Raw genomic sequence first — 26,395 nt, 5'->3', positions numbered from 1 at the left:
CGGCAGCCCCGTTGGAAAGGGCGTGCCCGGCCCCATCTACCACGCCTTGTATGCGGCCTATCAGGACGCCAAACAGGAGCCCCAGCCATGACCGACACCCCCACCACCCCCGGCTCGACCGACCCGCGCAAGGATTCGCTGATCGAGTACCCCTCGCGCTTCCCCATCAAGGTGATGGGCGCGAACGTGGACGGCTTCGTCGGCGCCGTGACGCACATCGCCCGGCAGTTCGACCCCGAGTTCGACGCCGGCACCATCGAGCTGCGCGACAGCAAGGCCGGCAACTACCTGGGCGTGACCATCACCGTCACCGCCACCAGCCGCGAGCAGCTGGACGAGCTGTACCGTACGCTGTCCTCGCATCCGATGGTCAAGGTCGTGCTGTGAGCGCCGCCGACGGCGAAGCCCTGGCCGCGGCGGAAGCCGTCCGCCCGCCGCCGGCCGAGCCCGAGTGGCTGGGCCGGGTGGACTATGCCGCCACCTTCGCCGCCATGCAGCGCTTCACCGCCGAACGCACGCCCGAGACGGCCGACCGGCTCTGGCTGTGCGAGCACGACCCGGTCTTCACGCAGGGCCTGGCCGGCCGGCAGGACCATCTGCTGCTGCCCGGCGACATCCCCGTCGTCCAGACCGACCGCGGCGGCCAGGTCACCTATCACGGGCCCGGCCAGGTGGTGGCCTATCCGCTGCTGGACCTCCGGCGCGCCGGCTACTTCATCAAGGAATACGTCTACCGCATCGAGGAATCGGTGATCGCCACGCTGGGCCATTTCGGCGTGACCGGCCACCGCGTGGCCACCGCGCCCGGCATCTACGTGCGGATGGACGATCCGTTTTCCCACGCGGCGCTGACCGGCCCCATGCCCGGCGGCGACCCGTTCCGCGGCCTGGGCAAGATCGCCGCGCTGGGCCTGAAGGTCAGCAGGCACTGCACGTACCACGGCGTGGCGCTGAACGTGGCCATGGACCTGGAACCCTATTCGCGCATCAACCCCTGCGGCTACGCGGGGCTGCGCACGGTCGACCTTTCTACAATCGGCGTCCCCGTGGCCTGGGACGATGCCGCCCAGGTACTGAGCCGGAAGCTGCAGGCCTACCTCCTGCCCTGACACCGCCCGGCCCCTCCCAGAAAGCCTCCCAATGAGCTCCACCGAAGTCGTCCGCGACGCCCAGAGCGCCGACACCTACAACCCGCTGGCCAAGCAGAAGGCGGCCGCCAAGCTCTCGCGCATTCCCGTCAAGGTCGAGCAGACGGGCGAGGTGCTCAAGAAGCCCGAATGGATCCGCGTCAAGGCCGGCAGCCCCACCACGCGCTTCTACGAGATCAAGCAGATCCTGCGCGAATCCAACCTGCACACGGTCTGCGAAGAAGCATCCTGCCCCAACATCGGCGAATGCTTCGGCAAGGGCACGGCCACCTTCATGATCATGGGCGACAAGTGCACCCGCCGCTGCCCCTTCTGCGACGTGGGCCACGGCCGGCCCGACCCGCTGGACAAGGACGAGCCGCTGAACCTGGCGAAGACCATCGCCAAGCTGCGCCTGAAGTACGTGGTCATCACCAGCGTGGACCGCGACGACCTGCGCGACGGCGGCAGCGGCCACTTCGTGGAATGCATCCAGAAGACGCGCGAGCTCTCGCCCACGACGCAGATCGAAATCCTGGTGCCCGACTTCCGCGGCCGCGACGACCGCGCGCTGGAGATCCTCAAGGCCGCGCCGCCGGACGTGATGAACCACAACCTCGAGACCATCCCGCGCCTCTACAAGGAAGCGCGGCCGGGCTCCGACTACCAGTTCAGCCTCAACCTGCTCAAGAAGTTCAAGGCGCTGCATCCCAACGTGCCGACCAAGAGCGGCATCATGGTCGGCCTGGGCGAGACCGACGAAGAGATCCTGCAGACCATGCGGGACATGCGCGCGCACGACATCGACATGCTGACCATCGGCCAGTACCTCGCGCCCAGCAACAGCCACCTGCCGGTGCGCCGCTACGTGCACCCGGACACCTTCAGGATGTTCGAGGAAGAGGCCTACAAGATGGGCTTCAGCCATGCCGCCGTGGGCGCCATGGTGCGCTCCAGCTACCACGCCGACCAGCAGGCCGGCCACGTGCTGGCCGGCGGCGCCGAAGCCGCGCCTGCCGCCTGACGCGCGCGTCGTTCCCTGACATGAGGCAGGCTGCGGCGCCCGCGCGCACGGCCCTGCCAGCGTCCGGAGGGTCGTCGTGATCTCCACCACCGCCCTGCGCTACTTCGTCGAGGCGGTGCGCTGCGGCTCGATCCGCGCCGCCTCCGAGATCCTGTTCGTCGCCCCGTCCGCCATCAGCCGCCAGATCGGCCTGCTCGAGGAGACGCTGGGCGCCCCTCTGCTGGAGCGCAGCCGGGGCCGCGCCACGCTGCGGCTCACCGCCGCCGGCGAGTCGCTGATGCGCTACGCCAGGAGCGTGGACAGCGAGTCGCACCGCCTGCGCTCCGAGATCGAGGCCATCCAGGGCCTGCGCCGTGGCCACGTCAACCTCGGCATTCCGGAATCGCTGGTGCGCGATTTCATGCCCGGCTTCATGGCGCGCTTCACGCGGCGCTTTCCGGGCTTCACCTTCAACGTGCAGGTCTACAACAGCCCGCAGCTGATCGAGATGCTGGTGGACGACCGGCTGGACCTGTGCCTGACCTTCGGCAACGTCACCCACCAGGACGTGACCATCGCCTATCAGCGCTTGCTGCCGCTGTACGTGTACGTGAGCGCCGGCCATCCGCTGCACGGTCGCGAGACGCTGCGCCTGTCGGACTGCGCGGAGTACGGCCTGGCCCTGCCCGACGCCACCATGTGGACCAAGCAGCAGTACGACGAGATGCTGGCCAAGGCCAAGATCCGGCCCAAGGTGGCGCTGGAGACCAATTCTTACGAGCTGCTGCGCAACGTCTCGGCCGAGGGCATGGCCCTGTCGATCCTGACGCCGCCGCTGCAGGACACGCAGCACCTGGCCGGGCGCGGCCACTACGTGCTGCTGAAGGACCCGCGGGCCAGGCCGCAGCGCTTTTCGCTGTGCCTGCACCGCGGCCGCAACCTGCCGCTGCCGGTCACCACCTTCGTGAACGAGCTGACGGCGGAACTGGAGCAGCTGGAGCCCGATCCCGCCATCGCGAACGGGCGACCCGGCCGCTGACCGGGCCTGGGCCGCAGGCACGGCTCCTCAGCCCGCCGCTTCCTCGGCCGCCAGCTCGGCCGGCGTCCTGTATTTCTGCACCGAGGCGAAGCGGCTCACCAGGTACTCGCCCGACTTGATCGGCGCATGCCGCGGCGCCTGGCCAGGCTCGACGAAGCCGGGCAGGCAGGCCACCGGCGTGTCGTAGTCCAGGTTGAAGAAGGTAGGGATCGAATAGCGCTCGCGGCCGGTGCGGTTGGCCACGCGGTGCAGGTTGGAGACGTAGCGGTCGTTGGTCCACACCTTCACCAGGTCGCCGAGGTTCACCACCAGCGTGCCTTCGATGTAGGGGGCCGCCACCCATTCGCCTTCGCGCGTGCGCAGCTCCAGGCCGCCGATCGGGTCCTGCACCAGCAGGGTCAGCATGCCGTAGTCGGTGTGGGCGGCGGCGCCAAGTTCCAGTTGCGTGGGCGATTCCTGCGGCGGGTAGTGGAAGAGCCGCGCCTGCACCATGGGCTTGCGGGCGTACTGCAGGAAGAATTCCTCCGGCTGCTCCAGCGCCAGCGCAAAGACGCGCAGCAGCCGCTTGCCCAGCGCGATGGTGTGGTTGAAGTAGGCCATGGCGGCCTCTTCCAGCCAGGGCTTGTCGGCCGGCCAGCGGTTGGGCCCGTGCAGCGGACGGCCCGCCTGCACGTCGGCATCGGTCAGCGGCAGGTCCAGGCCCAACTCGTAGCTTTCCTTGAGGTCGGGCTTGTGGCCCGGGTGCTGCGTCACGCCGATGGGCATGAAGCCGCGGCGGAAGCGCTCGTCGATCTTGTCCTTCAGCCGCTCGTCCATGGGCAGCGACATGTAGCGGCGGGTGGCGTCGAACACGGCGTCGATGACGGACTGCGGCACGCCATGGTTCTTCACGTAGAAGAAGCCGGTGCGGGTGCAGGCGTCGCGCAACTGCGCGACCAGCGGCGCGATGTCGCCACCGGCGATCCAGTCGCCCAGGTCGAGGACGGGCATTTCCTGCGCCGAGGCACGGCGGGGCGCGACCACGGCGTGGTCGGTCGATTCGGTCATGGAAGGCTCCTTGGTTTTGGGGAGAGTGCGCAGCCGGGAACGGCCAGGGGACTAGCTGCCGCGCGAGAGGTCGGAGAAGGCGTCGGCCCAGAAGATCACGCGCCGCGCGATCCAGCGCACCGCCGCGTGCAGCACGATGCCGATGAAGGAGAGCACGATGAGGATGGCGAACATGCCCGCCGCGTCCATCGAGAAGTTGCGCTGCAGGATCAGATAACCCAGCCCCGCCTGCGCGCCGACGAATTCGCCCACGATGGCGCCGATGACCGACAGCACGATGCCAATGTCCAGCCCCGCGAACACGTAGGGCAGTGCATGCGGCAGACGCACCATGCGGAACACGTGCCAGCCCGAGGCGGTGAAGGCCCGCATCAGGTCGATCTGCTCGCGCGGCGCCGAGCGCAGGCCGACGATGGTGTTGGCCAGCACCGGAAAGAAGACGATGGTGGCGGTGATGATCACCTTGGACGTGGTGCCGAAGCCGAACCACAGCACGAACAGCGGCGCCACCGCCACCTTGGGCACGGTCTGGAAGGCCACCACGTAGGGATAGAGCACCGCCTCCAGCAAGGCGCTCTGGCCGATCAGCGCGCCCAGCACGAAGCCGGCGAGCGCGCCGGCCGCGAAGCCGGCCAGGATCTCGTAGAGCGTGACCCACAGGTGCGTGGGAATGTCGCCCGAGGCGATGCCGTCGTAGAGCGCCTGCACCACGGCCAGCGGGCCGGGGAAGATCAGGTGCGACACGTCCAGCGCGGTCACGGCCAGTTGCCAGAGGGCGACCACGGCGATGAAGACCGCGGCGATCAGCACGCGCCGGCGCAGCGGCGTCAGACCCGCGCGGCGCAGTGGCGCCTCGTCGGCGGCGGCCGAGGACGCGCCCGGCGGCACGGCGGAAGAAGTCAGGGTGTCGGCCATCAGTCCAGCCCTCCGCTGGCATGCAGGTTCGCGCGGATGCCCGACACGTAGGTGCCGAAGCGCTCGGTGTTGATCAGGTCCAGGGTGCGCGGCGCGGGCAGGTCCACCTCCACCACCTGGGTCACGCGGCCGGGCCGCGGCGACATGACGATCACCCGGTCGCCCAGGAAGACCGCCTCGGGAATGCTGTGCGTGACCAGCATGATGGTGGCGCCGGTGCGCTCGCGCAGCTTGAGCAGCTCGGTGTTCATGGTCTCGCGCGTCATGGCGTCGAGCGCGCCGAAAGGCTCGTCCATGAGCAGCAGCAGCGGGTCGTTGACCAGCGCCCGGGCGATGCCCACGCGCTGCTGCATGCCGCCCGACAGTTCGCTCGGGTACTTGGTCTCGAAGCCGGTCAGGCCCACCAGCTGCAGGTAGTGGCGCGCCCGCTCGCGCGCGGCGGCCCGGTCGCGGCCCTGGATCTCGGCCGGCACCAGCACGTTGTCGAGGATGTTGCGCCAGGGCAGCAGCACCGGCGACTGGAACACGACGCCCACGTCGCGGCTGGGTCCGGCATGCGGCCGGCCGCCCAGCTCCACCTGGCCGCGGCTGGCGCGCTCCAGGCCAGCGAGGATGCGCAGCAACGTGCTCTTGCCGCAGCCGCTGGGGCCGACGACGGTGACGAACTCGCCGCGCCGGACGCTGAAATGAACGTCGTGCAGCGCGACGACGTCGCCGCCGTCCTTGGCGCGGAAGGTCTTGTGCAGGCCACCGAAGCGGAAGGCCGGCGGCGCCTCGGGCGCCAGGGTCGCGCTCATGTGGCCTCCTCGGGCGCAACGGAATTCGCTGCGGCCTCAGCCTCGGCCAGCGCCACCCAGTCGTCGATGGCGGCCAGCGCCTGGGCGCGCTGCGCCTCGGGCATGAAGGCGGCCTCGAAGCTCTGGCGGGCCAGTTGCGCCAGCTCCGCCTGCGTCAGGCCCAGCGCCTGCTGGCAGGCGAGGTAGTTGTCGTTGACGTAGCCGCCGAAGTAGGAAGGGTCGTCGGAATTGACCGTGACGCACAGGCCCGCGTCCATCAACTGCTTGAGCGGATGCGCCGCCATGTCCGTGACCACCTGCAGCTTGAGGTTGGACAGCGGGCACACGGTGAGCGGGATGCGGCGGCGCGCCAGTTCCTGCACGAGCGCCGGGTCTTCCAGGCAGGCATTGCCGTGGTCCAGCCGGTCCACGTGCAGCAGTTCCACGGCCTCGCGCACATAGGCAGCCGGGCCTTCCTCGCCGGCATGGGCCGTGACCTTGAAGCCCAGTTCGCGGCAGCGGGCGAAGAAGCGCTCGAACTTGGACGGCGGATGGCCCAGCTCCGCGCCGCCCAGGCCGAAGCCCAGGATGCGGCCGTACCAGGGCTCGGCCTCGGCCAGCAGCGCCATCGCTTCCTCTTCGCTGCGGTGGCGCTGTGCGACCAGGATCAGGCCGCTGGTGATGCCGTCCTCGGCCTCGGCGGCTTCCATGGCCGAGAGCACGCCCTGCATCGCCACGGCCAGCGGCACGTCGCGCGTGGTGTGGCCCTGCGGCCCGAGGAACATCTCGGCATGCCGCACGCCGTCGGCATGGGCGCGGCGCAGGTAGTCGCGCGTCACCTCGCGGAAGTCGGCCACCTGCAGCAGCACGCGGCAGCCGTCGTAGTACAGGTCCAGAAAGTCCTGCAGCCGGGTGAAGCGGTAGGCGTCGCGCAGCTCGGCCTCGCTCTGCCAGCGGATGGCCACGCCGTTGCGCCGGGCCAGGGCCAGCATCAGCCCCGGCTCGATGGAGCCCTCGATGTGCATGTGCAGCTCGGCCTTGGGCAGGCCGGCGATGAATTGCGCAGGGGTCATGTCAGACGTTCTTGCAGGCCTTGGCGGCGTCGATCACGGCCTGGCGGTCGAAGCGGTTGATCGCCTCCACGAAGCCGGGCTTGAGGTAGAGCATCGACTCGACCGGCACGGTGCGCTTGATCAGGCCCTCACCCTGCATGAAGTCCTGCATGCGGCCATAGGCGGCCGGGTCCATGGCGCCGATCAGCTTGCCGCCGTTCATGGTGTGGGCGGCCTTCATGGTGTCGAGTTGCGTATTCAGCAGAGCCAGGTCCCACTTGGCGAGCGTCGCCTCGTCGGCGCCGGTGGGCTTGGTGGAGGGGAAGTTCTTCCAGTGGATGCGGCGGGCGCAGTCCGGGTTGGTCCAGGCGAAGAGCGTGGCCTTGGCCGCGCCGCGCGAGATGGCCTCCACCATCGCCGGATCGGCGTCGATGGTCTTCTGCATGGTCGCGAAGGTGAAGTCGGGCAGCGCGCGCCAGGCCGGCGCGTACAGCACCCGCAGCGGCGTGCCGGCGTTCTGGAAGCCGGTGAGCGCCGAGCCCCAGAACATCAGCGCCTGCACGCGGTCGCTCTTGAGGGCTTCCAGCGCGGGCGCGCCCGCGCCGGTGGCGATGATCTGCACGTCCTTGTCGGGGTCGATGCCGTTGGAACGCAGGTAGCCCTTGAGCAGCGGCACGCCACCCGTGCCCAGGCTGAAGATGCCGATCTTCTTGCCCTTGAGGTCCGTCACGCTCTTGATGGGCCCGTCCTGCGTGACGCCGATGCCCCAGTCGATGACGCCGGTGCCCATGAGGCCGCGCACGGCCACGTTGTTGTCGGTGTTGGCCTGGATCAGGCCGGTGGAGTTGACCTGCGCGAATTCCACGCCACCGGCCACCATCTGCTGGATGCCCTGCAGCGAGCCGCCGACGGTGACGACCTTGACGTCGTAGCCCTCCTCCTTCCAGTAGCCCAGTGCGATGGGCAGCGTGAGCCACGGATAGGTCACGTTGACCACCTGCGTGCCCAGGGCGATGGTGACGGGCTTGAGCGGCCGGGCGGGTGCCTGCGCGTGCACGGCCGCCAGCGCGCCGAGGGCAGCGGCCAGGCCCAGCGTCAGGCGCGCGAAGCCAACGCACAGTGCGGTTTTCGTGGGGAAGAGCATGCGGATACCTCTGTCTTGATGCGGGAAAAGATAGCACCCGTGAATTTCTCTTTGGCATCAGATTTCAGCAATTCATGTACTGATTTTTTGCACATTGGGAACTGCGGGGTGCGGGGCATTCGCGCGCTGCGCCGCGCGGATCGGAGGGCCTCGCTACAGTGCCGGGCTCGCCGGACCCGCCATGCTCGCCATCCTCGCCATCACCGTTCCCATCTACCTCGCCATCGCCACCGGCTGGCTGGTCACCCGCAGCGGGCTGTTCGCGCGGGGCGACATGCGGGTGCTGGGCCTGTTCGTGATCCGCCTGGCGCTGCCCGCGCTGCTGTTCAGCGCCCTGGCGCAGCGGCCGTCGGACGCGGTGCTGGACCTGCGCTACATGCTGCTCTACGCGCTGGGCTCGCTGCTCACGCTGTTCGTGGGCCGCTGGTGGGTGGGGCGGCACTCGCCGCCGGGCAGCCCGGTGCCCGCGCTCATGGCCATGGGCATGAGCTGCCCCAACAGCGGCTTCGTGGGCTACCCGATCCTGTCGATGGTGATCGCCCAGACGGCCGGGCTGGTGCTGGGCCTGAACATGATCGTGGAGAACCTGCTGCTGGTGCCCCTGGCGATGGCCCTGGCCGATGCCGCCGGTGGCCGGGGCGACTGGCGCACGGCCCTGCGGCGCACGCTGCACAGCCTGGCGCGCAATCCGATGATCTGGGCCATGGCGGCCGGCGTGATGGTGACGCTGCTGCACATCCCGCTGCCGGCGCCGCTGCTGCGCACCATCGGCCTGTTCGCGCAGGCGAGCACGGCACTGTCGCTGTTCGTCATCGGCGGCTCGCTGGCGGGCCTGGGCATGGCCGGCATGCGGCGCCAGGTGCTGCGCATCGCGGCCGGCAAGCTGCTGCTGCATCCGGCGCTGATGCTGGCGGTGCTGCTGGCGGCCGAGGCCCTGGGCCTGCCGCCCATGGCGCCGGCCCTGCGCCTGGCGCTGGTGCTGTCGGCGGCCTCGCCGATGCTCAGCATCTTCCCGATCCTGGCGCAGCCGCATGGCCAGGATTCGCTGGCCGCCGCCGCGCTGCTGGCCACCACCGCGCTGTCCTTCTTCAGCATCAGCGCGCTGCTCGCGGTGCTGCCGCACCTGCTGGGCCTGTAGCGGCGGGCGCCGGCCGCGGCGCTCAAATTTCCTCCGAACTTGCCCGCGACCATTCGCTGGCGCCGGCCTTCCGTCGGCGCCCATGCCCCGGCCGCCGACGCCGGCCATGGCGCATCGAATGGAACGGAGCACGCATGAAGAAGAACACCCTCGCCGCCCTGGCCTGCGGCGCCCTGGCGACCGCAGCCTCGGCGCAATCCTCGGTCACGCTGTTCGGCACGATCGACACCGGCGTGACCTACCAGTCCGCCAAGTCGGTGGACCCGGCCACCGGCATCACCAGCCGGCAAAGCCGCACCAGCCTGGCGAGTTCGGGCTCGGACGCCAGCAGCCTTGGCCTGCGCGGCACCGAGGACCTGGGCGGCGGCCTGGCGGCCAGCTTCTGGCTGGAGGCGCCGCTGGCCACCGACGACGGCGGCAGCGCGCTGCGCTTCACCCGCCGCTCGACGGTCAGCCTGTCGGGCGCCTTCGGCGAAGTGCGGCTGGGCCGCGACCGCACGGCCTATTCGTACAACGACACCGTGTTCGACCCCTTCGGCGGCTACGGCTCGGGCGCCAACCTGATCGGCGCCGTGAGCGGCGCCGACGCCGGGCTGGACAGCCAGTACCTGCGCGCCAGCAACATGGTGGGCTACTTCCTGCCGGCCAACCTGGGCGGCTTCTACGGCCAGCTGCAGTACGGCGCCCACGAGAACGTCAGCGACAGCAGCAGCCTCACCGGCACCAGCGACGGGGGCCGCTACACCGGCGGGCGCTTCGGCTATGCCAGCGGCCCGCTGGACATCGCCGTGGCCAGCGGCCAGACCACGATCACCGACAACGGCAGCCTGACGCGCACGGTGCGCCGCAGCAACCTGGGCGCAAGCTACGACCTGGGACCGGTCAAGCTCTTCGGCGAGCTGTCCAACGTGCGCGACCAGTCGCAGACGGCCGCGGCCACGCTGCGCAACAACTACAACGGCTACCTGCTGGGCGCCACCGTGCCGGTGGGCGCGGGGCTGATCCGCGCCTCCTACGGCGAGGTGCGCTACGACGAGGGCGCGCTTGCGCCGCTGTACGGCGATGCGCCGCGCGCCCGCAAGCTGGCGCTGGGCTACGTGCACAACCTGTCCAAGCGCACCTCGCTCTATGCCACGGTGGCCCGCATCGACAACCGCAACGACAGCGCCTACACGGGCAGCCTGGCGGCCGCCGCCACCACCGGCTGGGGCAGCTCGGCCGTGGGCTACAGCGGGCTGGCCAGGTCGTCGACGGGCTACGACTTCGGCATCCGCCACGCGTTCTGAGGGAGGACGTCCACATGAGAGCCGGTGCCCGCATCGACGCCCTTCCCGGAGGGCCCCTGCCCTGGTTGCCCCTGCTGTCGGTCGCGCCGGTGCGCCGCCGCCCGGTCGCCCCGGTGCGGGCGCCTTCACCGGCCGCCTCCGACGCATCCGACGCACCCGACGCCGCCGCCTGCGCCGACCTGCGCGCCGTGCTGGCGGCCCTGACCCTGCACGCGCCCGAGGCGTCCGGCGTGCACATCGACTGGCAGATGCCCGACGCGGCGCTGTGGGTGCCCATGGGCCCGGCCGCGCTGGCCGCCTGCCTGCACCGCCTGCTCGCCGCGGGTGCGGCCGCGCTCGGTCCCACCCGCGGACTGCTGCGCGTGCACGCGCGGGCCGAGGGTGCGACCGCGGCCGTGTCGGTGCTCGACGTGCCGGCCGGCGGGCCGCCCGGCGCGCTCGCGCGCCAGCTGCAGTCCCTGTCACAGTCGGCCGGCCCCTTCGGCGACGGCGCACTTCAGGCCCTGGCCGAATGCGCCGCCGCCGTGCAGGCCCGGCGCGGCCGGCTGTATGCGGCGCCCTGCTTCGGCGGCGCCATGGGCGCGACGCTGCGCCTGCCGCGCGCCGCCGCGCCAGCGCTGGGCGCGCCCACCGACGTGCGGGAGGCCCCGTGATGCCCGACGCCACCCGCCCGCCCGTGCGCGACCGCGCCCGGCTGATCGGCCCCGTCACCGCCGTGGCGGCCCTGCTCAGCGCCGCCTGGCTCAGCTGGACGCCCTGCGGCGACGACGCCCACCCGGATCACCACGACTTGTTTACCCTCGGCCCCATCGTGCAGCCCGCCCCACCGCCCGACGACCGCTCCTGGCCCGCGCCGGCCCGGACCGCGCGGGCGCGCGCCCAATGCCCCGCCTGACCCTCACCCGCAAACTCTTCCTGGCCCTGGCCACCCTGCTGCTGACGCTGCTGGTGGCCTTTGCCGTTTCATCCATGCTGTCGCTGCGCAGCGGGCTGGGGCCCTATGTCGCCGAGATCGAGATCCGCCGCCTGAGCTGGCTGGCCGAGCGGCTGCAGCAGCACTACCTGGCCATGGGCAACTGGTCGCGCCTGCGCGGCAACGAAGAAGCCTGGGTGGGCCTGCAGCGTGGCGAGGTCGACCCGGCCTCGCTCGCACCGCGCGAGCGGGAGCGCAACGGCTTCTGGGGCGGGCGCGCGCGCGGCGGCTGGACGCTGCCCTTCGGCGACGCCCAGGAGCCGCCCTCGCCGCTGGAGCCGGGCGGCCGCCATGCGCCGCCCTGGTTCTTTCCGCGCGGCGGCGAGGGCGGCCCGCCGGACCTGATCTTCAAGCGCCTGGCGGTGGTCGACAACAGCGGCAAGCGGGTGGTGGGTGCGCAGGTGGACCCGGCCACGGCCGCCCACCTGCCGATCCGCAGCGGCACGGTCATCATCGGCCAGCTGCTGCTGGCGCCCATGCAGGGCCTGGAGCACGAGGCCGACCGCGCCTTCCTGGCCCGGCATTCGGGCTTCATCGCCCTGGCCGGCGCGGTCGGCCTGCTGGCGGCCCTGCTGATCGCGGGCCTGGTCGGCCGGCGCTGGCTGGCGCCGATCGACGACCTCACCCAGGCCGCGCGCGCCGTGGCCCGCGGCCGGCTGGGCACCCGCGTGCGCGTGGACGGCCACGACGAGCTGGCGCTGCTCGGCCGCACCTTCAACACCATGGCCGGCCGGCTGGACAAGGCCGAGTCCGGCCGCCGCGCCTGGCTGGCCGACGTGGCGCACGAACTGCGCACGCCGCTGGCCGCCATGCGCGCCGAGATCGAGGCCATCCAGGACGGCGTGCGCAGCTTCGACGACCGCACCGCCCTGCGCCTGCACCGCCAGGTGATGCGCCTGACCCAGCTGGTGGACGACCTGCGCCACAGCATGGACAGCCACGGCACCACGCTGCGCGAGCATGCGCCCACCTACCCGCTCACGCTGCTGCAGGAAGCCCTGGCCGCCACCCGCGACCGCTTCGCCCAGGCCGGCATCGCGGTGGCGGCCGACAGCGTGGGCCGCTTGGCCGAGGAACGGGCGCCGCGCGTGCTGGGCGAGGCCCGCAAGCTCAGCCAGGTGTGGATCAACCTGCTGGAGAACACCCTGGCCTACACCGACGCCGGCGGCCGCCTGGCGGTCGAGGCCCGCATCGAGCGCGAGGCCGGCGCGCCGGTGCTGGTGGTGCAGCTGGACGACAGCGCCCCGGGCGTGGCCGAGGACGAACTGCCCCGCCTGTTCGAGCGCCTGTTCCGCGCCGAGGCCTCGCGCAACCGCGCGCTGGGCGGCTCCGGCCTGGGCCTGGCCATCTGCCGCGCCATCGTCGACGGCCACGGCGGCGACATCGACGCGCAGGCCTCGCCGCTGGGCGGGCTGCGCATCGTCATCACCCTTCCGCTTTCCGAGACCGAATCCGCATGACCCGCATCCTCATCGTCGAAGACGAAACCGACATTGCCGACGTGCTGCGCGACTACCTGCGCCGCGAAGGCCACCAGACCGAGCACGTGGCCGACGGCCGCGAGGCCCTGCGCCGCATGCTGGAGGCGCCGCCCGACCTCACCCTGCTTGACGTGATGCTGCCCGGCCTGGACGGCCTGTCGGTACTGCAGCAGGCGCGGGTGCACACGCAGCAGCCGGTCATCATGCTCACCGCCCGCACCGAGGAGGTGGACCGCCTGCTCGGCCTGGCCCACGGCGCCGACGACTACGTCTGCAAGCCCTTCTCGCCGCGCGAGATGGTGGCCCGCGTGGCCGCGGTGCTGCGCCGCACCCGCGCACCGCAGGAGGTGAGCGCCGCCGCGCACGGCATCGAGCTGGACGAAGGCTGCTGGCATGCAGCGCTGGGCGGCCAGCCGCTGAACCTCACGCGGCGCGAGTTCTCGCTGCTGCGGGTGCTCGCCAAGCAACCCGGGCGCATCTTCTCGCGCGCGCGGCTGCTGGAGCTGGCCTACGAGGACGACGTGGACGTGACCGAACGCGCCATCGACAGCCATGTGAAGAACCTGCGGCGCAAGCTGTCGCAGGCCGCGCCCGAGCATGAATGGATCCGCTCGGTCTACGGCGTCGGCTTCTCCTTCGAGCCGCCGCCCGCAGCGCCCGCACCCGCGCGCTGAGGCCGTAGTGCGCGGGCTGGCGGTCGCGCCCGCCGCCGCACCCGCGGATGCGCAGCCCCGCGCCCGCCTCGGGCAAGCGCCCGCGCCCGGCGGCCCGCCATGCGCCTGGGGCACACTCCGGGCCCCCATGCGTGCCGCCTTCCTGATCGCCCCCGCCACCCTCACCCGGCACCTGCCCGCCGCCACCTACGAACGCGGCCTGGACACCTACCGGCGCCAGCAGGTGCTCGACTACACCCTCCGCCCTGCCAGCCGCAGCGAATGGCGCATCGAGGGCGAGGTGCAGGGCAGCGAACGCCAGCCCCACGAATGCAGCGTGCTGCTGGAGCTGGACGCCGAAGGCCGCATCGCCGCCTTCGGCAGCGACTGCAGCTGCGCCGTCGGCAGCCGCTGCCGGCATGCGGTGGCGCTCACGCTCAAGGCGGCCTACAAGAGCGGCACCGTCCATGGCGCCGAGCCGCCCTCCCCGCGCCGGCCCGACGCCGCGCCGCCACCGCCCGGCACCGCGCCCCTGCCGGGCCTGTTCGACGACGTGCTGCCGCCGCCCGCCCCGGCGCCCGACGGCGACCTGCCGCTGTACCTGCTGCAGGAAAGCCGCCGCAGCCCGCGCGAGCCGGCGCGGCCGCTGCTCGCCTGGCGTCTGGCCCGCCCGCTCAAGCGCGGCGGCTGGGGCCGAGTGCGCGCGCCCGACGCCGACACCATGGTGCGCCTGGGCCAGCCCGGCAGCCCCCTGGCCGCGGCCGACCGCGACTGCCTGGCCCGCATCGGCCGCCTGGGCGGCGCCTTCTATCTGCACAGCGCCAGCGGCCTGCTGCAGGGCGCCGAGGCCGCGCCCGCGCTGGAGGCCGCCGCCCGCACCGGCCGGCTCTTCGCCGCCGATGCCGAGGGCCGGCCACACGGCGCGCCGCTGCGCTGGGGCCCACCACGCGACCTGGCCTGGCACTGGTCGCCCACCCGGCTGGGCGACGCGCCCGCCTGGGCCCTGCAGCCCGCGCTGGCCGAGCCGGGCGAAGGCCGCAGCCTCTATGCCGTGCTGCCGCCCCTGTACCTGGACCGCGCCGCGCAGGAATGCGGCCCCGTGCAGGCCGGCGCGCTCACGCCCGAGCAGCTCACCCAGCTGCTGACGGCCGGGCCGCTGCCGCAGTCCGCCTTCGACGATCCCGACGCCGACCTGCTGCCCCGCCGCCTGGGCCTGCCCCTGCCCACCGCCGGCGCGGGTGCCGAGGCCTGGCCCCTCACCGCGCCCCAGCCCTGCCTGCGCCTGCGGCCGGTCCCGCCCGGCGAGCGCGCCGCGCGCGGCCTGCTGTGCGCACTGCTGGACTTCGACTACGGCGGCCCGCGCGGCCACTGGCCCGAGGCGCAGCCGCAGGTGCTGGCCGAGCACGAGGGCCGCCCCGTGCTGCTGCAGCGCGACCTGGGTGCCGAGCTGCAGGCCCGCCATCGGCTGCAGGCCCTGGGCCTCACGGCCGATGCGCTCGGCCGCTGGCACCTGGGCTTCGCCGCCACCTGGCTGGACTGGGCGGCTGCCGGCTGGGCGCCGCTGGTGCAGGCCGGCTTCCGCGTCGAGCCCGACGCCGTGCTGCGCGGCCTGGGCGAGCCGCCGCAGCGGCTGGAACTGCGCATCGTCGAGCCCACGGCCGCCGACGTGGCGGACGGCGCACAGCCCGCCGCGGCCGACGGCGACCCCACGGCCTCGCCCTGGTTCGACCTGTCGCTGGGCATCGAGATCGACGGCGAGCGCCACAACGTGCTGCCCTGGCTGCCCGGCCTGCTGGCGCAGGTGGAACCCGGCCCCGACGGCCCGCAGCTGCCCGAATGGCTGTGGCGCGAGCAGGCGGACGGCCGCTGGCTGCGCCTGCCCTCGGCCCCGCTCGCGCCCTGGCTGCAGGCCCTGCTGGACCTGGTGGCCGAACGCCCGCCGCAGGACTGGCAGGCCCCCGAGACCCTGCGCCTGACGCCGATCGAGGCCCTGCGCATCGGCGCCACGCTGGGCGACGGCGTGGTGTGGGAAGGCGCGGACCGGCTGCGCGAGCTGCTGCGCCAGCTCGGCGGCGACGGCGCCCTGCCCACCGTGCCCGCGCCGGCCGGCCTGCAGGCGTCGCTGCGGCCCTACCAGCAGCAGGGCCTGGACTGGCTGCAGTTTCTGCGGCGCCACCGGCTCGGCGGCATCCTGGCCGACGACATGGGCCTGGGCAAGACGCTGCAGACCCTGGCGCACCTGCTGCGCGAGCAGGAGGACGGCCGCCTGGACCGGCCCTGCCTGGTGCTGGCGCCGCTCAGCCTGCTGGGCAACTGGCGGCGCGAGGCCGCGCGCTTCGCGCCCACGCTGCGCACCGCCGTGTGGCACGGCCCGCAGCGCCACGGCCGCGGCGGCTTCGGCGGCATCGACCTGGTCATCGCGCCCTACTCGCTGCTGCCGCGCGACCGCGTGTTCTGGCAGAAGCAGGCCTGGCACGTGGTCGTGCTCGACGAAGCCCAGCAGATCAAGAACGCCGACTCGCAGGTGGCCCAGGTCGCCGCCAGCCTCGAGGCGCGCCAGCGCGTCGCCCTGTCGGGCACGCCGCTGGAGAACCACCTGGGCGAGCTCTGGAGCCTGTTCCACTTCCTCATGCCCGGCTTCCTGGGCAGCCAGGCGCGCTTTCGCGAGGTGTTCCGCACCCCCATCGAGCGGCATGGCGACCGCGCCTGCCTCGAACAGCTGCGCCAGCGCGTCACGCCCTTCCTGCTGCGGCGGACCAAGCAGAACGTGGCCAAGGAGCTGCCCGACAAGATCGAGACACTCAGCGCAGTCACGCTCGAAGGCCCCCAGGCCGACCTGTACGAGACCATCCGCCTGGCCACCGAGCGGCAGGTGCGCGAGTCGCTGGCCGAGCGCGGGCTGGCGCGCTCGCAGATCCAGGTGCTCGATGCCCTGCTCAAGCTGCGCCAGGTGTGCTGCGACCCGCGGCTGGTGAAGTCGCTGCCGGCGGCGCAGCAGGTGCGCCAGTCGGCCAAGCTGGCATGGCTGATGGACGTGCTGCCCGAGATGCTGGAGGAAGGCCGGCGCGTGCTGCTGTTCTCGCAGTTCACCAGCATGCTGGCGCTGATCGAGGCCGCCCTGCGCGAGCGCGGGCTGCGCTGGACCACGCTCACCGGCCAGACGGTCGACCGCGAAGCCGCCATCGCCCGCTTCACCCGGGGCGACGTGCCGCTCTTCCTCATCAGCCTGAAGGCCGGCGGCGCGGGCCTGAACCTGCCCGAGGCCGACACCGTCATCCACTACGACCCGTGGTGGAACCCCGCCGTCGAGGCGCAGGCCACCGCCCGCGCCCACCGCATCGGCCAGCAGCGGCAGGTGATGGTCTACAAGCTGGTGGCCGAGGGCACCATCGAGGAACGCATCCTCGCCATGCAGGCGCGCAAGGCGGCGCTGTCGCAGGGCCTGCTGGAAGGCGGCATCAGCGGCGACCGGCTGCTGTTCACCGAGGACGACGTCGCGCTGCTGCTGCGGCCACTGGGGAGTTGACCCCGGCCTGGCGGGCAAGCAGGCGACAGCCCGCGCGAGGCCGCGCCGCTATGCTGGCCGGCAGAACGGCCGCAGCCGGCCGCGACTTCAGGAGACCGCTTCATGACCGCCCAGCAACTCGTGGCCGAACAGTCCTTCGGCACCGTGTCCGACCTCATCCGCCTGCATGCGCGCGAACAGCCATCGCGGCCCGCCCTGGCCGACGCGCACGGCCGGCTCGACTACGCGGCGCTCGACGCCCGCATGGACCGCATCGCCGCCGCCCTGCAGCGCGATGGCCTGGGCGTGGGCGATGCCATCGCCGTCTGCGCCAATGCCTCGGTGGACTACGCCTGCGTCTTCCTCGGCGCCCTGCGTGCGGGCGTGGCGGTGGCACCGCTGGCTCCCGGCAGCGCGCCCGACAGCCTGGCCCGCATGGTGCGCGATGCCGATGCACGCCTCGTCTTCGTCGATACCGTGGGCGACGCCGCCATGGGCGGCGCCGGCGGACCCACGGCGCCGCGCATCGCGCTGCAGGGCGAGGTGGCGGGCGCCCGGCCGCTGGCAAACTGGCTCGCGCCCGAGGGCGCCGTGCCGCAGCCGGCCGAGGTGCTGCCCGGCACGCCCTTCAACATCATCTATTCCTCCGGCACCACGGGCGAGCCCAAGGGCATCGTGCAGGGCCACGGCATGCGCTGGGCGCACATCCAGCGCGGCGCGGTGTACGGCTACGGCAGCGACACCGTCACGCTGCTGTCCACGCCGCTGTACTCCAACACCACACTGGTGGTGTTCTTCCCCACGCTGGCCTTCGGCGGCTGCGTGTGGCTGATGCCCAAGTTCGACGCCGGCCAGTACCTGCAGATCGCCGAGCGCGAGCGCGTGAGCCACACCATGCTGGTGCCGGTGCAGTACCAGCGGCTGATGGCGCATCCGGACTTCGACCGGCACGACCTGTCCGCCTTCAAGGCCAAGTTCTGCACCAGCGCGCCCTTCCGCGCCGAACTCAAGGCCGACGTGCTGGCGCGCTGGCCCGGCGGACTGATCGAGTTCTACGGCATGACCGAAGGTGGCGGCACCTGCATCCTCGAGGCGCACGCCCACCCGGACAAGCTGCACACCGTGGGCCGCGCCGCGCCCGGCAGCGACATCCGCCTGATCGACGACGCGGGCCGCGAGGTGCCCGCAGGCGAGGCCGGCGAGGTGGTCGGCCATTCGGCCGGCATGATGGTCGGCTACCACAAGCAGCCCGCCAAGACGCGCGAGGCGGAGTGGTTCGCGCCGGACGGCAAGCGCTTCATCCGCACCGGCGACGTGGGCCGCTTCGATGCCGACGGCTTCCTCACGCTCTTCGACCGCAAGAAGGACATGGTCATCAGCGGCGGCTTCAACCTCTACCCCAGCGACCTGGAGGCCGTGCTGCGCCGCCATCCGGCCGTGGCCGACTGCTCGGTGATCGGCATCCCGTCCGAGCAGTGGGGCGAGACGCCGGTCGCCTACGTGGTCCATGCACCCGGCGACGTCACGGCCCCGGAGACGATCCGCGAATGGGCCAACGCGCAGCTGGGCAAGACCCAGCGCCTGGCCGGCCTGCGCTTCATCGACGAGCTGCCGCGCAGCGCCATCGGCAAGGTGCTCAAGCGGGAGCTGCGGGATCGGTGGGCGGCCGAGGGCCGCTGATCCGTTCCAGAGGGGTTGCTATACGCTTTTCGCGTATGATCGACCGATGTTCACGGTCAGCGAAACGCGTGCTTTCGTCCGCACGATGGAGACGGTGTGGCGCGACGGCGAGCGCGAAGCCTTCATCGACTGGATCGCACGCAATCCGATGGCAGGCGACGTGATCGTGGGCTCGGGCGGCCTGCGCAAGGTGCGCTGGTCGCGCCCAGGTACGGGCAGGCGGGGCGGCACGCGCGTCATCACCTACGCCCTGCTGGACGAAGGGCAGGTCTGGCTGCTGATCGGCTACACCAAGGCCCGCTTCGACAACCTGCCCACCGAATTCCTGGTGCGGCTGCGAAAGGAGATCGACGATGCCCCGAAAGAAAGTTGACGCCGAGATGCAGGCCTTCCAGAACGACCTGCTGGAAGCCGTGCAGGACATGAAGGCCGGCCGCGCTGCGCGCGTCACCCGCGTGGACATACCCGACGCCGCCGATGCGCGCGCCCGCGTCGGCCTGTCGCAGACGCAGTTCGCACAACTGCTGGGCGTGTCGGTACGCACGCTGCAGAACTGGGAGCAGGGCCGCTCGCAGCCCTCCGGTGCCGCGCAGACGCTCATCCGCGTGGCGCGTGCGGCGCCGCAGGTGCTGCGCGACGTGGCCCTCTGACGCCACCCCGCCTGCTGCCATGCACGACGACGCCCTTTCCTTGCGTGACTACGGCCCCTCGCGCGGCAGCCATGCACACGACCATTTCCAGGTGCTGGTGGCGCTGCAGGGCGTGCTGGCGCTGGAGGTGGAAGGCCGCGGCCGACGGCTGGCGGCCGGCCAGGGCTTCGTCGTGGCACCGGGCGACCGGCACGATTTCGAGGCCGAAACCGGGGCCAGCCGATGCCTGGTGCTGGACACCCGCGATGCGGCCTGGACGCCGCATGTCGGGCAACGCGCCAGTGGCCCGCAGGCGGCGGCGCTGGCGCGCTACCTGGGGCTGTGCCTGGCGCTGCCCCGGCCGCCCGCCCTGGCGCTGGCCCAGGCGCCGCTGCTGCTGTGCGAGGCCTGGGCGCTGCCGCCGCACCAGGGCGGCCCGGGTGCCGCACGGTGTCTTCCGCAAGGAGATGACGGTGGGTCCGCCGCCGAGCCCCTGAGCGCCCGCCGCCGTCCCATCGACTGGCCGGCCCTCGCCGCCTGGGCCGCCACCCAATGGCATCGGCCGCTGACGGTGGACGACCTGGCCGCGCGGGTCTTTCTGAGCCCCGGGCAGTTCGCCCAGCGCTGCCGCGAGGCGCAGGGCCTGAGCCCGCTGGCCTGGCTGCGAAGGTTGCGGCTGGCCGAGGCGCGTCGCCTGCGTGCGGCGGGTCTGGCCGTGGCGGAGACGGCGCGCCGCACGGGCTATCGCTCGCCCTCGGCGCTGACGGCGGCGCTGCGGCGCGAGGGCGACTGACCCCGACTGCTGATCCGTGGGCGGTACATATGAGGCCCAACGCTTGAGCCCTGGTTGCGAGATGCGGCGCCAGGCGCCTGCGAAGCCGACCACCGACCCATGCCCCGCGACGACGAACCGGCGATTCGCGACGACCGCCGGCCCTAAGCTCGGCGGATGCGCCTTCTTACCGCCTCCACCCTGCATGCCCTGGCCGCCATCGCGCTGTGGGCCTCGCTCGCCTCGCTGGGCACCGCGCTCGCCCACGTGCCGCCCTTCCTGCTCACCGGCGCGGCCCTGATCATCGGCAGCGTGCCGAGCTGGCCGCTGGTGCTGCGCGACCGCCGCGCCTGGGCCGTGCCGCCGCGCACGCTGGCGCTGGGCGTGTACGGGCTGTTCGGCTTCCACTTCCTGCTGTTCATCGCGCTGCGCCATGCGCCGCCGGTGGAGGCCAACCTGGTCAACTACCTCTGGCCGCTGGGCATGGTGGTGCTGGCGCCGGTGCTGCTGCCGGGCACGGCGCTCAAGCCGCTGCACGTGGTGGCGGCGCTGCTGGGCTTTGCCGGCGCGGCGGTGGCGATCCTGAGCGCGCGCGGCGCGGGCGGCGACGGCGCGGCGGGCCGCTTCGCCTGGGGCTTCGTGCCGGCGCTGGGCTCGGCCTTCATCTGGGCCAGCTACTCGCTGTGGACGAAGCGCGTGCCGGCCTTTCCCACCTCGGCCATCGGTGCCTTCGGGCTGGTGTCGGGGCTGCTGGCGCTGGCCTGCCATGCGCTGCTGGAGCCGGCCGCCAGCCTGTCGGCAGGCGACTGGGCGCTGGTGGCGCTGTGCGGCCTCGGGCCGCTGGGCGCGGCCTTCTTCTTCTGGGACCGGGCGCTCAAGACGGGGGACGCGCGGCAGATCGGCATCCTGAGCTACCTGACGCCGCTGCTGTCCACCACGCTGCTGCTGGTGGTCACCGGCCGGCCGCTGACCGGCGGCATCGCGCTGGCGGCGGCGATGATCGTCGCGGCGGCGGTGATGGGCTCGCGGGCGCGCTGAGCCCGAGCGGCCAGCCCCGAGGCCGCGACCTCCGGGCTGCGCCAGCACACGCCGGCCCCACGGGTCAGGCCCGCGCACGCCCGCTGCCGTTACGCTGTGCACCGGGACGCCCTGGCACCGAACTCGCTTGGACGGGCAACCCTTCATCACAACACGCAGACAGAGAAAGAGAGAGGAGCTTTCCCATGGCCAAGATCCAGCCCGGCGTCGGGCCGCGCTTTCCGCAGGTGGTGGTGCTGGTGGGCGCCACCGGCGACCTGGCCCGGCGCAAGCTGCTGCCCGGCCTGTTCCACCTGTGCAGTGCCGGCTTCATTCCTGCATGGCGCATCGTCGGCTGCTCGCTGGACGACATGGACGCCGACAGCTTCCGCCGCTTCGCCCGCGCCGCGCTGGACGAATTCGGCAGCCGCAAGATCGACCACGCCGCCTGGGAGGCCTTCGCCGCCACGCTGGACTACGTGCCCCTGTCGGCCGGCGCTCCCGCGCTGGCCGAGGCGGTGGCCCGTGCCGAGGCCGGCCTGGGCACCGAATGCCGCCGCCTGCATTACCTGAGCGTGCCGCCCAAGGCCGCGCTGCCGGTGGTGCGCACGCTGGGCGAGGCGGGCCTGGTCGAGCGCGCCCGCATCGTCATGGAAAAGCCCTTCGGCACCGACCTGGCCAGCGCCCGCGACCTCAACGCGAAGCTGCACGAGGTGTTCGAGGAGGAGCAGATCTTCCGCATCGACCACTTCCTGGGCAAGGAAGCGGCGCAGAACATCCTGGCCTTCCGCTTCGCCAACGGCCTGTTCGAGCCGATCTGGAACCGCACCTTCATCGACCACGTGCAGATCGACGTGCCCGAGACGCTGGGCCTGGGCAAGCGCAGCGGCTTCTACGAGCAGACCGGCGCGTACAAGGACATGGTGGTCACGCACCTGTTCCAGATCCTGGGCTTCGTCGCCATGGAGCCGCCCACCTCGCTGGAGCCGGCGCCCATCGGCGAGGAGAAGAACAAGGTCTTCCGCAGCATGCTGCCGATCCAGCCCCACGACGTGGTGCGCGGCCAGTACGCCGGCTACCGGCAGGAGGAAGGCGTGGACCCGGACTCGGACACCGAGACCTTCGTCGCCCTCAAGTGCCACATCGACAACTGGCGCTGGGCCGGCGTGCCCTTCTACCTGCGCACCGGCAAGCGGCTGGCCGAGGGGCAGCGGGTGATCTCCATCGCCTTCCGCGAGCCGCCCAAGAGCATGTTCCCGGCCGGCAGCGGCGTGGGCTCGCAGGGGCCGGACCACCTCACCTTCGACCTGGCGGACGCGTCGAAGATGTCGCTGTCCTTCTACGGCAAGCGCCCGGGGCCGGGCATGCGGCTGGACAAGCTGAGCCTGCAGTTCGCCATGAACGACACCGGCTACGTGCACGAGGTGCTGGAGGCCTACGAACGGCTGATCCTGGACGCGATGCGCGGCGACCGCACGCTGTTCACCACCGCCGAGGGCATCGAGCGGCTGTGGGAGGTGTCGCAGCCCCTGCTGGAGGCACCGCCGCCGGTGCGCCAGTACCAGCCCGGATCGTGGGGGCCGAAGCCGGTGCACCAGCTGATCGCACCGCATGCGTGGCGCCTCCCTTTCGAGCGGGCGTGGCGGGACACGAACCGGGGGCCGGGCTGAGCCTCTGAGTCGTCCGCTGCGCCCTTCCTGAGCACGGAAGGTCCAGCCTGAAAAGAAGCGCAACGGGCCGCACGCATTCGCGTCGCGGCCCGTTGCGCTGTGGTCCGTATGCGTCTTCCCGCGATGGACCCAGGCTGCTCAATTCACCTCAGCCACAGCACGAAGGCCGACGCCACCAGGCAGTAGGCGCCAAACAGGTACCAGCGCCCCGACTCCAGCCAGGACGACAGCCAGCGCAGCGCGGCCAGACCGGCAAGAAAGCTCAGCACCATGCCGAAGGCGCTGGGCGCCAGCATGCGGCCGAGGTCCTGCACGGCCATCGCGTGGCCGGTACCGGAGGCCGTCAGCAGCCGGTGCGCCTCCTTGACGATCACCGCCGGCGTCAGCACCACGGCCAGGGCGAAGCTGAATTCCTCGGCCTTGCGGCGTTCGATGCCCACCGCCATGGCGGTGGAGATGGTCGCGCCCGAACGCGAGAAGCCGCGGAAGGGCAGGCACAGCCCCTGCACCGCCCCGATCAGCATTGCCGAGGAGCCGCCCACGCGCCGGCTGCTGCGCTCCGGAATGAGCGACGCCGCGATGATCAGCACGCCCGCCGCCGCCAGCGCGGCGGCCATCAGGCGCGAATTGCCGAACAGGTGTTCGATCTCGAAATTCGGGTCGGACGCCAGCACCCAGTGCTTGATGGCGTACTGCAGCCCCAGGCCGACGATGCCCGTGCAGGCCGTGGCCAGCACCACACCCGTCGCGTTCTGCCGGAACCCGCTCCAGGAGCTGAAGTACGCCTTCTTCCAGCTGCGCCAGAAATAGACGATCACCGCGAACATCGTGCCCGTGTGGAGCATGACCAGCAGCAGCGTCATCTCGGGCGTGGTGGGATCGAGCCCCATCAGCTTCTCCGCGGTGATCACGTGGGCGGAGCTGGAAACGGGGAGCAGTTCGGCAGCGCCCTGGATGAGGGCCAGGAGGGCGATCTGGGCAGCGGTCATCGATACGTCGGAAGCGGTTTTCTGGGAGATCGCGGAGGCCAGCGCGGAGGGCGCTGCGCGGGTGGCGCCGTGGCTGCCGCGGGGCGGGCCGCAGCGGCACGTCGAATGCCGGCTCGGCGGCACGAACCGCCGCTCGACGCGAAAGGCGCCCGGCACGCGGCCGGGCCGATCTTCGGCCGTCAACCTGACCGCCACTCGACTTGCGCAACCTGCGCGCAACCCAGGCCGGCCAAGGCCGACGACGCAGCCCGTCCTACCGCGCCACCCAGCCGCCGCAGACCGGGAACACCTGACCCACGAAGCAGTCCGCCGCGCTGCTGCACAGGTAGGCCGCGAACTGCGCGTCCTCGCGCGCCGCCACCAGGCGCCCCAGCGGCACCTCGCGCGCCAGCCGCTCCTGGAAGCGCGGGTTGGCCTGCACTTCCGGCGGAAAGTAGGTCGGGTTGTCGACGAAGTTCTGCGCGATGGCATTGACCTGCACGCCCTGCGGCGCCCATTCCACGCCCACCGCCTGCACATAGGCCAGTTGCGCGCCGCGGGCCGCGCTGTAGGTGGACGCGCGCTTCATGCCCCGCAGCGCCGACGCGCTGCCGATGACCAGCACCTTGCCCGAGCGCCGCGCCAGCATGCCGGGCGCCACCGCGGCCATCAGCCGCGGCAGCGGGTCGACCAGGGCCGCGAAGGCGTCGCGCCATTCGGCCGCGCCGACCTCCGCGGCGGGCGTGGTCGGCGCGGTGAAGGCCAGATTGGCCACCAGGATGTCGATGGGCCCGGCATCGGCCACCACGCGCGCGGCGGCATCGGGATCGGACAGCGCCTCCGCGCTCGCCACCACGGTCGCCCCCTGCTCGGCGAACACCTCGCACAGTACCGGGCCCATGAAGCCATCGGATTGGGTGATCAGGGCACGGCGGCCGGCAAGGCAGTTCTGCATGGGAAGAATCAAGGTCAACAACAAGGAAAGCACGTCGCCAAGGCTCAGTCCCGTGCCTCGAAAGCCGCGTGGTAGCTCACCTCGCCTTGCGGCACGCATGGACCGAACGCAAGCGAAAGGAAGAACGACGGCGGCACGCCCGGCAGCACCAGACGCGGGTCGTACTTGAAGCCGAAGCGGCCGTAGTACGCCGGCTCGCCGAGCAGCACGCAGCCGGCCGCGCCCTTTGCGCGCAGGCGGGCCAGCCCCTCCTCTACCAGCGCATGCCCGATGCCTCGCCCCTGCCACGAAGGCAGTACCGCCACCGGCCCAAGCCCGAACCAGCCATCCTCGCCATCCGACACGGTGACTGGTGACAGGGCGATGTGCCCCACCACGTCGCCCGCCTGCTCGGCGACCAGCGACAACGTCAGGGCACCCTCCCGACGCAGCGCTGCGACGATGAAATGCTCGGTGTGGCTGCTGTGCGGGTGGTCGAGAAAGGCCTGCCGGATAACGTCGGCGATGAGGGCCTCGTCGGAGGCCCGTTCAGGGCGAATCACAGGTTTCATGGAGGTCGGATTGTGGAGCCCGGCACAGCGCCGGTGCGTTTCACTTCCTCGCCACTCGCAGCACCAGCTTGCCGAAGTTCCCCCCCGAGAACAGCCGGCCCAGCGCCTCCGGAAAATTCTCCAGCCCGTCGACCACGTCCTCGCGGCTGGTCATGCGGCCGTCCTTCAGGTAGCCCGACAGCTCGGCGATGGCCTGCGGATAGCGGTCGGCATAGTCGAACACCACCATGCCTTCCATGCGCGCGCGGTTGACCAGCAGGCTCAGGTAGTTGCGCGGGCCGGCGGTGGGGGCGCTGTTGGCGTTGTTGTACTGGCTGATGGCGCCGCAGATGACGATGCGGGCCTTGGGCGCCAGCTTGGCGAGCACGGTGTCGAGGATGTCGCCGCCGACGTTGTCGAAGTACACGTCCACGCCGCGCGGCGCATGCTGCTTGAGGCCCTCGCGCACGGCCTGGGGACTGGCCTTGTAGTCGATGCAGGCGTCGAAGCCCAGTTCCTTGACCACCCAGTCGCACTTGGCCGGGCCGCCGGCGATGCCGACGGTGCGGCAGCCCTTGATCTTCGCGAGCTGGCCGACGGTCTGGCCCACGGCGCCCGCGGCGCCCGAGACGACGACGGTGTCGCCGGCCTTGGCCAGGCCCACGTCCAGCAGGCCGAAGTAGGCGGTCATGCCGGGCATGCCCAGCACGTTGAGCCACTGGCCCGGCGTGCCGGCGGCCAGGTCGATGCGGCCCAGGTCGCCGCGCTGGATCTGCGCATGGCCGAAGGCCGCGACGTCCTGGATGCCGAGCAGGCCCGACACGGCATCGCCCTCGGCGAAGCCGGGGTTGCGCGAGGCCACGACACGGCCGACGCCACCGTCCCCGCGGTGGAAGAAGGCGGCGTGCTGGTGCGCGCCGAACTGCTGTCGCTCGACCCCGCCATGCGCGGCTGGATGAACGAGGGCCGCAGCTACATCCCGCCCGTGGGCATCGGCGAGGTGATGCGTGCCGGTGGCGTCGGCCGTGTCGTGGC

25 protein-coding genes and 2 pseudogenes are annotated in these 26,395 nt (G+C 72.0%); 18 read left to right on the top strand and 9 right to left on the bottom strand.

Going from position 1 to position 26,395, the window contains the following annotated elements:
- The first annotated feature begins 87 nt into the window (after nucleotides 1–87).
- The 4 genes from NS331_RS18390 to NS331_RS18375 all read left to right on the top strand — a co-directional run bounded on the left by NS331_RS18390 (nucleotide 88) and on the right by NS331_RS18375 (nucleotide 3,169).
- Nucleotides 88–387 (top strand): YbeD family protein, encoded by a 300-nt coding sequence (locus tag NS331_RS18390; RefSeq protein ID WP_058640474.1) that lies wholly within the window; start codon nucleotides 88–90, stop codon nucleotides 385–387.
- A 104-nt stretch (nucleotides 388–491) separates the two neighbouring features.
- Complete coding sequence (lipB, locus tag NS331_RS18385) at nucleotides 492–1,109, top strand: lipoyl(octanoyl) transferase LipB (protein WP_153012922.1); 618 nt, start codon at nucleotides 492–494, stop codon at nucleotides 1,107–1,109.
- A 31-nt stretch (nucleotides 1,110–1,140) separates the two neighbouring features.
- A complete protein-coding gene (gene lipA, locus NS331_RS18380; RefSeq protein WP_058643406.1) occupies nucleotides 1,141–2,151 on the top strand; it encodes a lipoyl synthase in 1,011 nt (336 codons plus the stop codon).
- 76 nt (nucleotides 2,152–2,227) lie between these two features.
- Complete coding sequence (locus NS331_RS18375) at nucleotides 2,228–3,169, top strand: LysR family transcriptional regulator (RefSeq protein WP_058643405.1); 942 nt, start codon at nucleotides 2,228–2,230, stop codon at nucleotides 3,167–3,169.
- Nucleotides 3,170–3,196: 27 nt separating this feature from the next.
- Here the strand turns inward: NS331_RS18375 and NS331_RS18370 are convergent, their stop codons facing one another.
- From NS331_RS18370 to NS331_RS18350, 5 genes are read right to left on the bottom strand one after another with little or no spacing between them, the layout of a single operon-like run.
- On the bottom strand, nucleotides 3,197–4,216 hold the full coding sequence (locus tag NS331_RS18370; RefSeq protein WP_058643404.1) for an isopenicillin N synthase family dioxygenase: 1,020 nt from the start codon (nucleotides 4,214–4,216) through the stop codon (nucleotides 3,197–3,199).
- 51 nt (nucleotides 4,217–4,267) lie between these two features.
- Nucleotides 4,268–5,131: an ABC transporter permease gene (locus NS331_RS18365; protein ID WP_153012921.1), complete on the bottom strand. Its 864-nt coding sequence runs from the start codon at nucleotides 5,129–5,131 to the stop codon at nucleotides 4,268–4,270.
- Nucleotides 5,131–5,928 (bottom strand): ABC transporter ATP-binding protein, encoded by a 798-nt coding sequence (locus NS331_RS18360; RefSeq protein ID WP_058643403.1) that lies wholly within the window; start codon nucleotides 5,926–5,928, stop codon nucleotides 5,131–5,133. The genes NS331_RS18365 and NS331_RS18360 overlap by 1 nt, the downstream gene beginning before the upstream one ends.
- A complete protein-coding gene (locus tag NS331_RS18355; RefSeq protein ID WP_058643402.1) occupies nucleotides 5,925–6,980 on the bottom strand; it encodes an adenosine deaminase in 1,056 nt (351 codons plus the stop codon). The genes NS331_RS18360 and NS331_RS18355 overlap by 4 nt, the downstream gene beginning before the upstream one ends.
- Before the next feature lies 1 nt (nucleotide 6,981).
- The gene (locus NS331_RS18350) at nucleotides 6,982–8,103 is read right to left on the bottom strand and encodes an ABC transporter substrate-binding protein (RefSeq protein WP_082702600.1); all 1,122 of its coding nucleotides are present in this window, start codon (nucleotides 8,101–8,103) and stop codon (nucleotides 6,982–6,984) included.
- Nucleotides 8,104–8,284: 181 nt separating this feature from the next.
- On the opposite strand from NS331_RS18350, the gene NS331_RS18345 reads away from it, so the two are divergent.
- The 13 genes from NS331_RS18345 (at nucleotide 8,285) to zwf (ending at nucleotide 22,907) form a co-directional block, all read left to right on the top strand.
- Entirely contained in the window at nucleotides 8,285–9,241 is a 957-nt protein-coding gene (locus tag NS331_RS18345) for an AEC family transporter (RefSeq protein ID WP_058643401.1), read from the top strand.
- A 134-nt stretch (nucleotides 9,242–9,375) separates the two neighbouring features.
- Nucleotides 9,376–10,527 (top strand): porin, encoded by a 1,152-nt coding sequence (locus NS331_RS18340; protein WP_058643400.1) that lies wholly within the window; start codon nucleotides 9,376–9,378, stop codon nucleotides 10,525–10,527.
- Between the two features lie 14 nt (nucleotides 10,528–10,541).
- Nucleotides 10,542–11,180, top strand: coding sequence for an ATP-binding protein (locus NS331_RS18335; RefSeq protein WP_153012920.1), 639 nt, complete (start codon nucleotides 10,542–10,544; stop codon nucleotides 11,178–11,180).
- Nucleotides 11,180–11,422, top strand: coding sequence for a hypothetical protein (locus tag NS331_RS18330; RefSeq protein ID WP_058643398.1), 243 nt, complete (start codon nucleotides 11,180–11,182; stop codon nucleotides 11,420–11,422). Before NS331_RS18335 ends, NS331_RS18330 begins: the two co-directional genes overlap by 1 nt.
- Nucleotides 11,410–12,960, top strand: a complete 1,551-nt coding sequence (locus tag NS331_RS18325; RefSeq protein WP_058643397.1) for an ATP-binding protein — start codon at nucleotides 11,410–11,412, stop codon at nucleotides 12,958–12,960. Before NS331_RS18330 ends, NS331_RS18325 begins: the two co-directional genes overlap by 13 nt.
- Complete coding sequence (locus NS331_RS18320) at nucleotides 12,957–13,655, top strand: response regulator (RefSeq protein ID WP_082702599.1); 699 nt, start codon at nucleotides 12,957–12,959, stop codon at nucleotides 13,653–13,655. The genes NS331_RS18325 and NS331_RS18320 overlap by 4 nt, the downstream gene beginning before the upstream one ends.
- Before the next feature lie 127 nt (nucleotides 13,656–13,782).
- Nucleotides 13,783–17,160, top strand: coding sequence for a DEAD/DEAH box helicase (locus NS331_RS18315; protein ID WP_058643396.1), 3,378 nt, complete (start codon nucleotides 13,783–13,785; stop codon nucleotides 17,158–17,160).
- Between the two features lie 102 nt (nucleotides 17,161–17,262).
- On the top strand, nucleotides 17,263–18,819 hold the full coding sequence (locus NS331_RS18310; RefSeq protein WP_058643395.1) for a class I adenylate-forming enzyme family protein: 1,557 nt from the start codon (nucleotides 17,263–17,265) through the stop codon (nucleotides 18,817–18,819).
- 46 nt (nucleotides 18,820–18,865) lie between these two features.
- Nucleotides 18,866–19,192, top strand: a complete 327-nt coding sequence (locus NS331_RS18305; RefSeq protein WP_058643394.1) for a hypothetical protein — start codon at nucleotides 18,866–18,868, stop codon at nucleotides 19,190–19,192.
- The gene (locus NS331_RS18300; RefSeq protein ID WP_058643393.1) at nucleotides 19,173–19,469 is read left to right on the top strand and encodes a helix-turn-helix domain-containing protein; all 297 of its coding nucleotides are present in this window, start codon (nucleotides 19,173–19,175) and stop codon (nucleotides 19,467–19,469) included. Before NS331_RS18305 ends, NS331_RS18300 begins: the two co-directional genes overlap by 20 nt.
- Nucleotides 19,470–19,488: 19 nt before the next feature.
- A complete protein-coding gene (locus NS331_RS18295) occupies nucleotides 19,489–20,241 on the top strand; it encodes a helix-turn-helix domain-containing protein (RefSeq protein WP_058643392.1) in 753 nt (250 codons plus the stop codon).
- Nucleotides 20,242–20,397: 156 nt separating this feature from the next.
- Nucleotides 20,398–21,258 carry a DMT family transporter gene (locus NS331_RS18290; RefSeq protein ID WP_058643391.1) on the top strand — a complete coding sequence of 287 codons (861 nt, stop codon included), beginning with the start codon at nucleotides 20,398–20,400 and terminating at the stop codon, nucleotides 21,256–21,258.
- 185 nt (nucleotides 21,259–21,443) lie between these two features.
- A complete protein-coding gene (zwf, locus tag NS331_RS18285) occupies nucleotides 21,444–22,907 on the top strand; it encodes a glucose-6-phosphate dehydrogenase (protein WP_058643390.1) in 1,464 nt (487 codons plus the stop codon).
- A 143-nt stretch (nucleotides 22,908–23,050) separates the two neighbouring features.
- Here the strand turns inward: zwf and NS331_RS18280 are convergent, their stop codons facing one another.
- From NS331_RS18280 to NS331_RS18265, 4 genes and pseudogenes are all read right to left on the bottom strand, one after another.
- On the bottom strand, nucleotides 23,051–23,896 hold the full coding sequence (locus NS331_RS18280; protein ID WP_058643389.1) for an undecaprenyl-diphosphate phosphatase: 846 nt from the start codon (nucleotides 23,894–23,896) through the stop codon (nucleotides 23,051–23,053).
- Between the two features lie 253 nt (nucleotides 23,897–24,149).
- Entirely contained in the window at nucleotides 24,150–24,830 is a 681-nt protein-coding gene (locus NS331_RS18275) for an SDR family oxidoreductase (protein ID WP_058643388.1), read from the bottom strand.
- A 44-nt stretch (nucleotides 24,831–24,874) separates the two neighbouring features.
- Nucleotides 24,875–25,381 carry a GNAT family N-acetyltransferase gene (locus tag NS331_RS18270; RefSeq protein WP_058643387.1) on the bottom strand — a complete coding sequence of 169 codons (507 nt, stop codon included), beginning with the start codon at nucleotides 25,379–25,381 and terminating at the stop codon, nucleotides 24,875–24,877.
- A gap of 40 nt (nucleotides 25,382–25,421) precedes the next feature.
- Nucleotides 25,422–26,240: pseudogene (locus NS331_RS18265) on the bottom strand (NADP-dependent oxidoreductase); the annotation flags it as partial.
- Between the two features lie 36 nt (nucleotides 26,241–26,276).
- On the opposite strand from NS331_RS18265, the pseudogene NS331_RS27205 reads away from it, so the two are divergent.
- Nucleotides 26,277–26,395 (top strand): annotated as a pseudogene (locus NS331_RS27205) (NADP-dependent oxidoreductase); the annotation flags it as partial.

Source organism: Pseudacidovorax intermedius (assembly GCF_001476815.1).
GTDB lineage: Bacteria > Pseudomonadota > Gammaproteobacteria > Burkholderiales > Burkholderiaceae_C > Xenophilus > Xenophilus intermedius_A.
The sequence above is the reverse complement of the archived record's forward strand: the minus strand, read 5'-3'. Positions and strand labels throughout refer to the sequence as shown.